Raw genomic sequence first — 11,744 nt, 5'->3', positions numbered from 1 at the left:
GAGAAAATCAATGAACGAAAAAATTTTGACGGTTGTAGTACCGTCTTATAATGTTGAAAAATATTTAAATCAATGTCTGGATTCATTTATTGTTGAAGATATTCTTGCAGATTTGGAAGTGCTTATTGTGAACGATGGTTCTAAAGATAACACAGAAAAAATTGGTCTGCAGTATCAAACAGAATATCCACAAACATTTAAAGTCATTACAAAGGAAAATGGCGGGCATGGTTCAGCAATTAATACGGGTATTTCAAATGCGTCAGGAAAATATTTTAAAGTCGTTGACGGAGATGACTGGATTAATACATCAGAATTGAAAGATTTTATGCGGTTTTTAAAGAAAAGCAGCGTGGATATAGTGGCATCAAATTACTGCTGGATCGATCACGGTACTCAGAAGCCCATGCAGCGTCAGGAGCATCCATTTGAGGGTATAGAGTATAAAAAAGATTATCTATTTGATGAGATCAGCAGCAGAGTTTTTATTAAGATGCATTCTATGACCATTAAGACCCAAATATTAAGTGAACATAATATAAAAATTTCTGAACACCGGTTTTATGTGGATGCGGAATATATCTTTTTTCCTATTCCTTATGTAAGAACGGTTTCTTTTTATGAATCAGAGATGTATATGTATCGTTTAGGGCTTCCGGGACAGAGCATGGATGTTAAAAAAATGCAGAAAAATTTGCAGCATCATTATGACGTTCTGATGAGAATGATATCATATTATGAGGAGTTAGATAAGTCTGGGTTATCAGAAGCTAAACTTAAGTATCTTCAGTACAGTATTTCCAGAATGCTTACCAGCCAGTTTAAGATTTATATTAGCTTTCCTCTGGGAAATGGTATGCGAAGAAAGATGATGGATTTAGATAAACAGGTAAAAGCTGCATACCCTCAGATATATAGTGCTGTAACTAATAAAAGTATCTGGATATTGCGCAAAAGTGGTTACTTGCTGTTTCCGGCGGCTGTAGTGAGCTTTAGGCTTTTGAAGGCGAAAATAAAGTAAAAGGGTTGATTATGTTGAAGATTGTGACGTTTATAATACCTGCTTATAATGCAGAAAAGTATTTAGAGAAATGTTTAAAATCCTTTTTAAGTCCGGAAATTAATGAAACAATAGATGTCCTTATAATTAATGATGGGTCTGGTGACAGGACTTCCATGATTGCCCGTGAATTTGCTGAAAAGTATCCAGGGATTTTCAGGGTTATTGATAAGGCCAACGGGGGCCATGGTTCAACTATTAATATTGGGGCTGAAAAGGCTTTAGGTAAGTATATAAAAGTAATTGATTCAGATGATTGGGTTGAGACAGATAATCTGATAAAATATGTTGAAAGCCTAAAAGAATCTGAAGCTGATGTTATCCTGACTCATTATTATACGTTTGATATAAATACGTGTAAAAAGCAGCAGCATAAAGTATATGATGAGGATTTTAACAGTACAAAAAGCCTAAAAGATATTATGGGACAATTCGACAAATACGATGATTGTCTTTGTTTTCATGGGATTACGTATAATACAAAATTTTATAGATCATGCGGAATAAATCTATCAGAGCATGTGTTTTACGAAGATAATGAATATGCTACCTTTCCTTATTATAAAGCGGAGACAATCTGCAGCCTTGATTTATTTCTGTATGTATACAGGGTAGGAGATGTCAGCCAAAGTGTATCTGTTGAAAGCCGAATTAAGAAAATAGATCATGAAAGAAAAGTTGCATCTTCTATGATAGATTTTTATTATTCGCATAAAATGAGTGAGGCGGCTAAAGATTATTTTTGTGTGAAAATAACAAGAGTGCTTGCCAGCTATTGGATAACTTGCTTTTTGTGTATACCAGACAGAAAGGAAGGAAGGCGTCTTGGAAAAACAATGTACAAACAGCTTGAAGACAAAGATGAGATCAGAGATGCTTTGAAAAAAAAATATATAACGCTGCTGTTTATGGGCTATTTACATTTGGATAAAAAGTGTCTGGACAGGATGATTGAGTTTGCAAAAAAACGGAGGCAAAGATGAATCTGATAGGAAGAATGCAGGGATTCTATAAATATAAGGATTTGCTGGTGCAGCTGGTATCCAGGGATTTAAAATTAAAATACAGGAGAAGTTTTCTGGGATACGTTTGGAGCATACTAAATCCTTTACTTTTGATGCTGGTAATGACAATTGTATTTTCACATATATTCCGTTTTGATATAGCGAATTATCCGGTATATTTGATTATAGGACAAACATTGTATAATTATATGAATAATTCCACAACGCATGCTATTTATTCAATTACAGATAACGGGCCTCTTTTGAAAAAGACATATGTACCCAAGTATATCTTTACGCTTGCGAAGATTACAAGTGGGTTAGTGGATTTCCTTTTTTCTTTGGGAGCTATGCTTTTAGTAATGATTTTTACAGGTATTTCACTGAATTTTAAAATGCTTTACCTGCCTGTTATTGCTGTGCAGCTGTATCTTTTTTGCTTGGGACTTGGAATGTTTCTGGCGCAGGCTGCTGTTTTTTTCAGAGATATCCAGTATATCTATAATGTGGTCTTGATGGCGTGGATGTATTGTACTCCTGTTTTTTATCCGATGGATGTTCTGCCTGCAACGCTGCAGTGGCTGGTATCACACTTTAATCCGTTGTATATATATATACAGCAGTTCAGGAGCATTGTCCTGGAAAATCAGTTTGTATCTATGAGATTTGAAGGGCTGGGATGGCTGTATGCTTTTATAGCACTGCTTTTAGGATGCATCACATTCTTCAGGTCGCAGGACAAGTTTATACTTTATATTTAGCAGTGAAAGGATAAAAAATGGAAGATTACATCGTGTCAGTTGAAAATGCAACTGTGCGCTTTAATATGGCGTCGGAAAACATTGATAATATAAAGGAGTATTTTGTAAAACTCATACAAAGGAAATTGATGTTTCAGGAGTTTTTTGCTCTGAAGGATATAAATCTACAGATAAAAAGAGGAGAGGCTTGGGGAATCATAGGGACAAACGGGTCTGGAAAGTCCACATTGCTTAAATTGATCAGCGGGATACTTAAGCCTTATAAAGGAAAAGTTAGGGTAAACGGTATTATAGCACCGTTGATTGAGTTAGGAGCAGGCTTCGATATGAATCTTACAGCAAGAGAGAATGTTTTCCTGAATGGAACTTTACTCGGTCATTCAAAGAAATATATGGAAGAACATTTTGATGAGATTATTGAGTTTGCAGAACTGTGGGATTTTTTGGACGTGCCAATGAAGAATTATTCGTCAGGTATGCAGGCCAGACTTGGTTTTTCAGTGGCGACCATGGTTCGGCCGGATATTTTAATCGTAGATGAGATTCTTGCAGTAGGCGATTATAAGTTTACAAAAAAGTGTGAGCAGAGGATGAAAGAAATGCTGGATGGAGGGACTACGTTATTGTTTGTTTCACACACTATTGAGGATATAAAAGAGATGTGCACCCATGCAATATGGATTGATAAAGGCATTGCAATGCAGCAAGGGCTGGCTGAAGAAGTCTGTAATGCCTATATAGCAGCACAGCAATAAAAATTGAGGAGGAATAAAAAATGAAATATGATTATTTGGTAGTTGGAGCCGGATTATTCGGGGCAGTATTTGCCTATGAGGCAAACAAGAAAGGGAAAAAGTGTCTTGTGATTGACAAAAGGGATCACATAGCAGGAAATATTTACTGTGAAAAGGTTGAAGATATCAATGTCCATAAATATGGGGCACATATTTTCCATACCTCTAAAAAAGAGATTTGGGACTATGTCAATCAGTTTGCAGAATTTAATAATTACGTCAATTCACCTGTGGCGATATATAAGGATGAATTATATAACCTGCCGTTTAATATGAATACATTCAGTAAAATGTGGGGTATCCGCACCCCCGAAGAAGCAAGGAAAAAAATTGAAGAGCAGGTAAAGGAACTGAATATAACTGAGCCTAAGAACCTGGAAGAGCAGGCGCTTTCTTTAGTAGGCCGTGATGTATACGAAAAATTGATAAAAGGATATACAGAGAAACAGTGGGGGCGTGACTGCAAGGATCTGCCTTCATTTATCATAAAACGTCTTCCTCTGAGGTTTATTTACGATAATAATTATTTTAATGACCGTTTCCAAGGGATACCAATGGGCGGATATACAAAAATAGTTGAAAAAATGCTGGAGGGAATCGAAGTTAAGACAAATACGGATTTTTTTGAGTTTAGAAAGGAAAATCCAGATATTGCAGGCAAAATAATATTCACTGGAATGATTGATGAATACTTTGGTTACAAGCTGGGAGCTTTGGAATACCGTTCTGTTAGATTTGAGACGGAGGTACTGGACTGTGAAAACTATCAGGGAAATGCTGTGGTGAATTATACGGAAAGGGAAGTTCCATATACTAGAATCATCGAACATAAACATTTTGAGTTTGGAAAACAGCCTAAGACTGTTATATCAAAAGAATATTCTTCAGAATGGAAAGTGGGAATGGAACCTTACTATCCTGTAAATGATGAAAAAAACAACACATTATTTGAACAGTACAAGGAACTTGGAACTAAGGAAGAGAATGTGATTTTTGGAGGCAGACTTGGAAATTATAAGTATTATGATATGGATAAAGTAATAGAAGCTGCTCTTGAGGCAGCAGGGCAGGAGTTACAGGAGAGAGAATAAAATGGCAAAAAATACAGTGATATTACAAAATATTTTATTTCCTGAAGTAGGAGTGTGTACGGAAAGGGAGTTGTATTTTCGTTATAACAGCAAAGTGAGCTCGTTGGCGGAGGAAAAGGGTATTCTGTTCATGCAGGATGGAAAAGTGAAGTTTGATACCTATTTCAATGGATTTTCAATGGGAAAGTGGAAGAAATATACAGTGCTGGATAGTTTGAAACTTAACCTTTGTATAAGAGGAAAGTTTCTTGTTGAGTTATGCAGTATAGAAAAAATCCATAAAGATATCCTGAAAAAAGTGCTAAGCAGGGAAGTTGTCCAGTGTGATGAAAAAGGCGAGGTTCAGGTAGAATTCCCACAAGGTAATGGAAAAGGGATGTATACCTTTTCATTAAAAAGTCTGGATAAAAAGGCCTATTTCTATGGAGGATGCTATTGTACTGATGTTGAAGAAGAGAAGCTGCGTAAAGTAAAGATTGGTATAGATATTTGTACATTCCGCAGGGAAGCCTTTGTTGAAAAGAATATTAGAATCCTGAAAGAGAGCATTCTGGAAAATGAAAATAGTTTAATGAAGGACAATCTGGAAATTTTTATTTCAGATAATGGTCAGACTCTGGACAGGGAAAAGTTACAGACTGATAAAGTCCATATTTTTCCGAACAGAAATCTGGGAGGCTCAGGCGGTTTTACGCGTGGGCTTATAGAAATCAACAAGAGTAAAAATGATAATGGCGTTACACATGCACTTCTGATGGATGACGACATTGTTATTGAGACAGAGTCTTTATTTAAAACGTATCGAATATTGACGATGCTGAAAGATGATTATGCGGATGCCTTTATCGGCGGAGCAATGCTCAGACTGGACAAACAGAATATCCAGGAGGAGTCCGGCGCCTCATGGAATGCGGGATATCTGAATTCACTAAAAAAGAATTTGGATTTGAATTTATTAGATGCCTGTCTGTATAATGAGTTTGAAGAGTATACCGAATTTAATGCGTGGTGGTATTGTTGTTTCCCTATATCGGTAGTAAAGGATGATAATCTGCCGCTGCCAATATTCATCAGGGGTGATGACGTGGAATATGGACTGCGCAACATGAAGCATCTGGTTTTAATGAATGGCATTTGCGTGTGGCATGAACCATTTGAAAATAAGTATTCTTCATTTTTACAGTATTATATTTTAAGGAATCAGCTGATCGATAATTCTTTTCATTTTCCAGGATATAAAAAGAAGACTTTCTACCGGGCATTAGTTGGAAGCTGTCTGCGGGAAATGATGTATTACCGTTATAAAAATGTTGACTTAATCCTGCGAGGCGTGAATGATTTTTATAAGGGACCTGAATGGCTGATGAATCAGGACGGAGAACAGCTTCATAAAGATATAATGGCTTCCGGATATAGAGGCGTTGATATTGATGAACTGGATATACCGTTTAATTATCCGATGTATGAGAATAGTAGGATAAATGCAGATAATAAAAAGAAAAAAATGAAGAGAATACTTACGTTTAATGGTATGCTGCTAAAAGCCAAAGGGTATAATGTTGTTCCCATGGCAGGGGCAAGGCCAACTAATTTTTATAGAAAGAAACGTGTATTAAATTATGATATAACAAGTAATAAAGGTTTTATAACAGAGAAGAGCTATAAAGAATTTTTTAGATGTATGGGCAGGCTTATAAAGGTTTCAACTGCAACACTTGGAAAATTTGACAAAGCAAAGAAGGTTTATCAGACAAAAGGGCCTGAACTTAGAACCTTAAAGTTCTGGAACCATTTTTTGGGATTAGAAGAGGAAAGATAAGTTGAAAAAGAAAGCAATAGCAGGCGGAATAGTACTTTATGTTATAGTGGTACTTGCCCTGAGAATTGGGGATCTGCCATATGAAAAAAATGGGGAAGCGGATCTGGGAGCTGTGCAGATAGAAACAGGACAGGTCACAGACAATGTACCACAGACAGATGTGCCGGAGAACAGCAGACAGTTTGAAACAGTCAATAATACGCGGGAATATTCAGACGCTGACAGCCAGGAACTTTATAATGAAACTTCAAGAGTGAGCCTGATGCCAGGGGATACGGAAGATATTATAAAACAAAAAGCATTGCCGGCACTGGAGCGTATGGCACAGGAGGACCAGAAGGAATTAATGGGGAATCTCCAGGTGTTGAAAAGGATAGAGAATTTAGGCGCGGTGACAGAAGAGTTTAATACTCCGGAATACAACTGGAAAGTATTGTATCAGGATTCAATAAACACTGTAGATGCTTTCCTCAGCAACTTTACTGAAAAAGTGATATTTGACGGGGATAAAGCTTCTGAACTGAATGTATTTCTCGATGAAAATGCAGGAAAAGTAGTAGAAATAGCAGCAGATAAGATCGAACTGGATGAGACGATAAGTGTTCCGTCAAACAGTTATCTTAATGGAAATGGTGTTATTATTACAGGAGAAAACTCTCTGGATTATGGCGTACTGCTTGAGAATGCAGAGAATATTTGCCTGCAGAACCTGCATTTTGCCGGCGGTATGAAGCATGCAGTTTATATCATTTCATCGGAGAATGTACTGCTGAACAAAAATATAGTTGAACAGTCAGAGAACAAAGGGATAGTAGTGATGGGGACTAACAGCTATATTAACCTTGTGAAAAACCAGATCTTTGAAAATGGAGATGGTGCGGTATTTTTAAATGGAAAGATAACTAACTGTATTATAGAAAACAATGTTATTATGAATAACAGAGGGGCAAATAATTTCAATGCCGGGATTTCAATTTCCTCAATTCCGATAACGGACTTAAAGACACCATATAATGCAGCACAAGATGAGTATTTGTATGATATTACAGAGGTGCCGTATAACAATGTAATACGTGGGAATGAAATAAAGAATGGATTTTCTTCTGGAATATATTCCCATGGAGGATACCAGAACTACATCATTGACAATAATATCGTCGAAAATGATAAAGAGGGAATCTGCCTTGATTTCGGAAGCTATGGCAATTATATAGCTAACAATGATATCATACAAAATGGGGGCAGGAGAAAACAGTCTGATACAGACCTGGAAAATGATTTTATTAAAGATCTGGGCAGGCTGGAGGATGGTTCGTCACCAGCTAAATTGCCGGGGATTTCACTGGATAATGCAGCTTATAATATTATCATGGCAAACAATATTGATGGGAACTATGGAAGCGGGGTAAAAATGGTACGTTCAGGCTACCGCAATCTTATTATTGAGAATATCATAAGTGATAATAATATTGGCGAGAATCAGACGTTTCATTTCTTCGGCGTAGAACTGGGTTATGCACAGCAGCCGGATCAGCCTGTGGAGGGGATGGATTTTACCTCAGATTATGAGAATATCGTTTGCAGAAATATTATAAGCGGAGGACATTATTCAGGAATATTTCTGGCGGAAGAGGCTTACTGTAATGACATGATAGATAATGTGATTCTGGATTGTAAATTGTTTTCTGTAGAATGCTTGAGCGATAAGTTTAACAGTACATTGAATAATGATACTAATGTAGCGGCAAGCGGGATAGAATTAATAAAAAATTAGAGGAAATATAGTATGATAAAGGTCAGATTTAAATCACTTGCGATAATAGCGTATTTGTATATTACTATACCAATTTTTATTTTTTTTGGTACATGGCTAAAATTATATATAGGCATACCTATGGCTGCTGTATTTGGATTTGGCCTTTGGAAAATGTTAAAAAAGGATTATTTTGGTCATATGGGAGTTCTTGAAGTCCCGAGAAAGGCCTTGATAGTTTCTTGTATTCTTTTATTGACATGGGTGTGGGTATCGGGAAATGGGGGCTTTTTTTATCAGACTTGGGATCAGCATTGGAGAAATGCTGTTTTAAGAGATTTAATTAATTATAGTTGGCCAGTGGTGTATCCTGAGACTGGGGGCGGATTGGTTTACTATTTAATGCATTGGATAGTGCCTGCTATTTTTGGCAAGTTATTTGGATGGACAGCCGCCAATATTGTACTGTTTATTTGGACGACGTTAGGAGTTCTATTAACGTTCTTTTTGTTGCTTTATATATGCAAAGCATGTAAAAGCTGGCATGTTATAACGATTAGCATCGTATTTATAACTTTTAGTGGTTTAAACCAGATTGGTATGGCACTGATGGATTTAATTGGAAAAGGTACATATGGTCTGACTGTTTTAGGTAGTGAAGGGCAGGCATTTTCAACAGATGCGTGGCTTAATGGAATTAATGGTATACAGTATTCCAGTAATAACACTTTACTAGCCTGGGTATATAATCAGACAATTGTACCGTGGATAGCGTTACCTCTGATTTTGGAAAATAGGAAGGTTAGAAATTTTGCATTTATTGGACTTTGCATACTTCCATATGCACCTTTACCTTTTTGTGGATTTTTAGCCTTGTTTATAATACTTGCATGTATGTGGATGTTTCCAGTCATTAAGAAGAGGCAATTTAAATTATTGGCAGGTGAAGTATTTAGCGTACCGAATCTTTGCTCAATCTTTTCAGTATTTATTGTGTTTTTGTTATATTTTAAAAATAATGTCCAGGGTACAACTGTGGGTACTTATATACAAGAGGATATTAGTGTCAAACAGTTTTTATTATTAATAATAGCGTTTGCGTTGTTTTGGCTGCTAAAAGTGGGGATTTATTATTTGTTACTTTTAAAGAATTATAAAAAGGATTTTCTTTTTGTGAGTATAGGAATCGTACTTATGATTATTCCTTTTATAAAAATTGGGTCCAGTGCTGACTTTTGTATGCGTGCATCTATACCATGGACTTTTCTTTTGATGATTTATGTTTTGCAGTATTTTATTAAAGAAGGAAAAAAGAGTGATAAGATGTTGACCAGGGTATGTCTTATTATAGTGCTGACGCTGGGGGGGTATAATATATTTACAGATACTGTATGGGAGGTAAAGCAGATTTATATGCATCGGCAGTTCCCTATAGTAGCTGATGAAAAAGGCAGTTTTGAAAATGATAAAGGCGGCGGCAATTTTGTGACAGACAATGCTGATGAAAAAGCATTTTATAAATATTTAGGAAGATAGATAGGAGGAAATGGTTATGAAGGTAGTCATACTAGCGGGAGGATTTGGAACCAGAATAAGTGAAGAGAGTCATCTGAAACCTAAACCCATGATAGAGATTGGAGAAAGACCTATACTATGGCATATTATGAAAGAGTATTCTTATTATGGGTTTAATGAATTTGTAATCTGTCTTGGTTATAAACAATACATTATAAAAGAATTTTTTGCTGATTATTTTCTTCATACATCTGATATTACCTTTGATTTAGCAAAAAATGAAATGAAAGTACATAATAATTATTCTGAACCATGGAAAGTAACTTTAGTAGATACAGGCCTTAATACCATGACAGGTGGCAGAATAAAAAGGATAAAAGAGTATGTAGAGAATGATACTTTCATGATGACATATGGCGATGGAGTATCAGACATAAATGTCAGGGATTTGCTGGAGTATCATAAAAAGAATGGAAAGATTGCTACTCTTACAGCTGTGAACGTAGGGCAGCGGTTTGGTGTATTAGATATTTCGGGTAAGGATAATTCAATAAGGGCATTCAGAGAAAAGGCTGAGTCTGACGGAAGCAGGATAAATGCAGGGTATATGGTATTGGAGCCAGCTGTTTTTGATTATATTGATGGAGATAATACTGTTTTTGAACAAGAGCCTTTGCGGGCACTGGCAAATATGGGTGAATTATGTGCATATAAGCATAATGGCTTTTGGCAGTGTATGGATACTCAGCGTGAAAAGGAAAAATTAGAAAAAATGTGGGCAACTGGACAGGCCCCATGGAAAGTGTGGTAATTATGCTGGATTTTTATAAAGGCAAAAGAGTCCTGGTAACGGGACATTCGGGATTTAAAGGTGCCTGGATGTGCAAAATTCTGATTAATGCAGGGGCTAAGGTTACAGGATTTGCCCTAAAGCCTCCTACCGAGCCTAACCTGTTAAGTATGTGCGGCATAGCAGCAGAGATGGAATCTATAACAGGGGATATTAGGGATTACGAACATTTAAGCGATGTGTTCCGGAAGGTACAGCCGGAAATAGTATTTCACCTGGCTGCACAGCCTATTGTAAGGGATTCATATAAAAATCCGTTATATACATATGAAACGAATGTGATGGGAACAGTTAATGTCTGCGAATGTATAAGACAGAATTCTTGCGTGAAATCCTTTTTGAATGTTACGACTGATAAGGTTTACGAAAATAAAGAATGGGAGTGGGGATATAGGGAAAATGAGCCGCTTGATGGTTATGATCCGTATTCAAACAGTAAATCCTGCTCGGAACTTATCACTCACAGCTATAAGAGATCCTTTTTTGATAAAATGGGAACGTCAGTATCGACAGCCAGAGCAGGAAATGTGATTGGGGGCGGTGATTTTGCAAATGACCGTATTATACCAGACTGCATAAGAGCAGCAAAGAAGAAAGAAAACATCATAGTCCGTAATCCACATTCCACAAGGCCGTACCAACATGTCTTGGAGCCCCTGAATGTTTATTTAATGATTGCTGAGATGCAGTATATGGACTGTGCATATGCTGATTATTATAATGTTGGTCCGGATGATTGTGATTGCCTGACAACAGGTGAACTTGTTGATTTATTTTGCGAAAAATGGGGAAGCGGGATTCGTTGGGAGAACAAGTGTGTAGAAGGGCCGCACGAAGCTAACTTTTTGAAACTGGACTGTTCTAAGATAAAACGTGTTTTTGGATGGCGTCCGCGGTGGCATATAGAGGAGGCAATTGAAAAGACAGTAGAGTGGTCAAAGATATATGTTGAGGGCGGTGATGTATCAGCCTGCCTTGACAGGCAAATCCTGGAGTTTTTTGCGGGTTGAGAAAAGAAAAAGAGGATTTTATTAAAACCTTGTCATAATATGAAAAAAGTGTTACAATGGGTGACAGAAATGTGATAAGTGGCAACT

Annotated in this window: 10 protein-coding genes; all 10 read left to right on the top strand. The window is 36.7% G+C overall.

Annotated elements, in window-relative coordinates; translation table 11 throughout:
* Positions 1 to 10 precede the first annotated feature (10 nt).
* The 10 genes from NSB28_RS19610 to rfbG are packed head-to-tail and all read left to right on the top strand — an operon-like array spanning position 11 to position 11,657.
* Positions 11 to 1,021 (top strand): glycosyltransferase family 2 protein, encoded by a 1,011-nt coding sequence (locus tag NSB28_RS19610; protein ID WP_109748370.1) that lies wholly within the window; start codon positions 11 to 13, stop codon positions 1,019 to 1,021.
* Positions 1,022 to 1,032: 11 nt separating this feature from the next.
* Positions 1,033 to 2,043 carry a glycosyltransferase family 2 protein gene (locus tag NSB28_RS19605; RefSeq protein ID WP_109748371.1) on the top strand — a complete coding sequence of 337 codons (1,011 nt, stop codon included), beginning with the start codon at positions 1,033 to 1,035 and terminating at the stop codon, positions 2,041 to 2,043.
* Positions 2,040 to 2,825, top strand: a complete 786-nt coding sequence (locus NSB28_RS19600; protein WP_109748372.1) for an ABC transporter permease — start codon at positions 2,040 to 2,042, stop codon at positions 2,823 to 2,825. Before NSB28_RS19605 ends, NSB28_RS19600 begins: the two co-directional genes overlap by 4 nt.
* Positions 2,826 to 2,842: 17 nt before the next feature.
* On the top strand, positions 2,843 to 3,580 hold the full coding sequence (locus NSB28_RS19595; protein ID WP_109748373.1) for an ABC transporter ATP-binding protein: 738 nt from the start codon (positions 2,843 to 2,845) through the stop codon (positions 3,578 to 3,580).
* A gap of 20 nt (positions 3,581 to 3,600) precedes the next feature.
* Entirely contained in the window at positions 3,601 to 4,710 is a 1,110-nt protein-coding gene (gene glf / locus NSB28_RS19590; RefSeq protein WP_109748374.1) for a UDP-galactopyranose mutase, read from the top strand.
* Position 4,711: 1 nt separating this feature from the next.
* The gene (locus NSB28_RS19585) at positions 4,712 to 6,529 is read left to right on the top strand and encodes a glycosyltransferase (protein WP_109748375.1); all 1,818 of its coding nucleotides are present in this window, start codon (positions 4,712 to 4,714) and stop codon (positions 6,527 to 6,529) included.
* 1 nt (position 6,530) lies between these two features.
* A complete protein-coding gene (locus tag NSB28_RS19580) occupies positions 6,531 to 8,303 on the top strand; it encodes a right-handed parallel beta-helix repeat-containing protein (RefSeq protein ID WP_109748376.1) in 1,773 nt (590 codons plus the stop codon).
* 12 nt (positions 8,304 to 8,315) lie between these two features.
* Positions 8,316 to 9,818: a hypothetical protein gene (locus tag NSB28_RS19575; RefSeq protein WP_109748377.1), complete on the top strand. Its 1,503-nt coding sequence runs from the start codon at positions 8,316 to 8,318 to the stop codon at positions 9,816 to 9,818.
* Positions 9,819 to 9,834: 16 nt separating this feature from the next.
* Positions 9,835 to 10,608, top strand: coding sequence for a glucose-1-phosphate cytidylyltransferase (rfbF, locus tag NSB28_RS19570; protein ID WP_109748378.1), 774 nt, complete (start codon positions 9,835 to 9,837; stop codon positions 10,606 to 10,608).
* Positions 10,593 to 11,657, top strand: a complete 1,065-nt coding sequence (gene rfbG, locus NSB28_RS19565) for a CDP-glucose 4,6-dehydratase (RefSeq protein ID WP_257497900.1) — start codon at positions 10,593 to 10,595, stop codon at positions 11,655 to 11,657. Before rfbF ends, rfbG begins: the two co-directional genes overlap by 16 nt.
* Positions 11,658 to 11,744 lie beyond the last annotated feature (87 nt).

This window comes from Murimonas intestini (assembly GCF_024622195.1).
GTDB classification, from domain to species: domain Bacteria; phylum Bacillota; class Clostridia; order Lachnospirales; family Lachnospiraceae; genus Murimonas; species Murimonas intestini.
This window is presented reverse-complemented; position numbering and strand designations above follow the sequence as displayed.

Coding starts and splice junctions, on each gene's coding strand:
- NSB28_RS19600 (WP_109748372.1), top strand. CDS start 2,040: ATGAATCTGATAGGAAGAATGCAGGGATTCTATAAATATAAGGATTTG.
- rfbG (WP_257497900.1), top strand. CDS start 10,593: ATGGAAAGTGTGGTAATTATGCTGGATTTTTATAAAGGCAAAAGAGTC.
- NSB28_RS19595 (WP_109748373.1), top strand. CDS start 2,843: ATGGAAGATTACATCGTGTCAGTTGAAAATGCAACTGTGCGCTTTAAT.
- NSB28_RS19575 (WP_109748377.1), top strand. CDS start 8,316: ATGATAAAGGTCAGATTTAAATCACTTGCGATAATAGCGTATTTGTAT.
- NSB28_RS19610 (WP_109748370.1), top strand. CDS start 11: ATGAACGAAAAAATTTTGACGGTTGTAGTACCGTCTTATAATGTTGAA.
- NSB28_RS19585 (WP_109748375.1), top strand. CDS start 4,712: ATGGCAAAAAATACAGTGATATTACAAAATATTTTATTTCCTGAAGTA.
- glf (WP_109748374.1), top strand. CDS start 3,601: ATGAAATATGATTATTTGGTAGTTGGAGCCGGATTATTCGGGGCAGTA.
- NSB28_RS19605 (WP_109748371.1), top strand. CDS start 1,033: ATGTTGAAGATTGTGACGTTTATAATACCTGCTTATAATGCAGAAAAG.
- rfbF (WP_109748378.1), top strand. CDS start 9,835: ATGAAGGTAGTCATACTAGCGGGAGGATTTGGAACCAGAATAAGTGAA.